The sequence below is a fragment of the Streptomyces sp. YS-3 genome, from assembly GCF_045257485.1.
Lineage (GTDB): Bacteria > Actinomycetota > Actinomycetes > Streptomycetales > Streptomycetaceae > Streptomyces.
The window spans coordinates 1-1,668 of record NZ_JBJHPC010000935.1 but is presented as its reverse complement, the minus strand read 5'-3'; the positions used below and the strand labels follow the sequence as shown (position 1 = coordinate 1,668).

Annotated in this window: 1 protein-coding gene; it reads right to left on the bottom strand. The window is 74.8% G+C overall.

Annotation, left to right across the window (positions count from 1 at the left end; translation table 11 throughout):
- A partial coding sequence (locus tag ACJA3G_RS36430; RefSeq protein ID WP_406557308.1) for a condensation domain-containing protein occupies positions 1 to 1,615 on the bottom strand: 1,615 nt, incomplete at its 3' end.
- Positions 1,616 to 1,668 lie beyond the last annotated feature (53 nt).

Here is a 1,668-nt window from a genome sequence, read left to right as displayed (position 1 = left end):
GGTCGGCGGGGGAGAGCGGGCAGTAGACCGCGCCGGTACGCAGACAGGCCAGCAGCGCGGTGACCGAGTCCGCTCCGCGCGGCAGGACGACGGCCACGGGCTGCCCCGGTGCGACCCCCGCGGCGCGCAGCCGCCCGGCGAGCGAGGCGACCCGCTCGTCCAGTTCGCCGTACGTCACCCGGCGCGCCCCGCACAGCAGGGCGGGCAGCGACGGGTGGTGGGCGGCCACCGGATCCAGCAGATCGCGGCCGGACGGCAACGGCGCGGCCTCGGCGGCAGGCTCCACCGCGGCGGGCGCCAGGTCGGCCAACGGCGCCCCCGGAGCGTCGAGGTAGGCGCGCAGCAGGTCCAGGAAGCGGCCGGACAGCAGCCGGGCCACGTCCTCGCCGAACAGGTCGGCGTCGTAGTCCCACACCAGGGTCATGCCGGGCGCGCCGTGACGGGTGGTCACGCCGCGCCGGTCGTCGGGCAGCAGCACCACGTCCAGGTCGAAGCGGGTGGTCCCGGTGTTGAACCCCTCGAACAGGGTGATGTCCAGGCCCGGCAGGTCGATCTCGGGCAGCGGGGCGTCGTGGGCGCTGAACATGACCGAGAAGAGCGGGTTGTCGGCGCCGGAGGTGTGCAGGCCCAGCGCCCGGGTCAGCTCCTGCACCGGCACGTCCTGGTGCGGCAGGGCGCGGATGAGGGTGTCGGTGACCTCGTCCATGGTGTCCTGGGCCGGGAGGCCGGCGTCCAGGTCGATCGGCAGCGGGATGGTGTTGACGAACATGCCGACCGCGTCCTCGTACCCCAGCGGCCGGTTGCCGACGGCGGTGCCGATGACCATCCGGGAGCGACCGCTGTGGCGGCGCAGGAGCTCGGCGAACAGCCCCAGGAGCGTGGCGAAGGGGGTCAGGCCGCGCTCCCGGGCGTGGGCGCGCAGCCGTTCGGCGAGGTCGGCGCCGATCGTCTGCCGCAACTGCCCGCCGTGGTGCCTGCGGCGGGCGCCGGGCCGGGCGAGGCCGGGGAGCGGCAGGTCGTGGGGCTGGTCGCGCAGGACGGTCCGCCAGAACTCCAGGGACTCGGGGTTGAGGGCGGCGCCGGCCCGGGTCTGTACGTGGTCCGCGTACGAGGAGGCGGGCGGGAGCGTGAGGGTTTCTCCGGTGACGCGGGCGCGGTAGGTGCGGAAGACGTCGTCGAGCAGGATCGCGAACGAGTGCCCGTCGTGGATCAGATGGTGCTCGACGTGGACGAGCCGGTGGTGCTGGGCGCCGAGCCGGACGAGCGTCCAGCGGATGAGTGGCGCCTCGAAGGTGTCGAGCGGTGTCTCGGCCTCGCGGCGCAGCAGGTCCTGGAAGGCCGCCTCGGGGTCGTCCTCGCCGCTGAGGTCGGCGGTGTGCAGTCTGGGCTCGCACCGCGGCGCGACCCGCTGCCCCGGTACCGATCCCGGCCGGTCCACGAGTTCGAGCCGCAGGCCCGCGTGGCGGGCCAGGGTGGCGGCGAGGCCCTCGCGCAGGGCCTCGGCGTCGAGGGGGCCCCACAGGTCGAGCGCGGCGGTGAAGTTGTAGGCACGGCTGCCGGGCTGCATCTGCTCGTGCAGCCAGACGATCTCCTGCGAGGCGGAGAGGGGAAGCATGTTCGGTCCCTGGGGGTCGTCGGGGCGGTTCGCGGGCCCGGTCACGGTGGTGC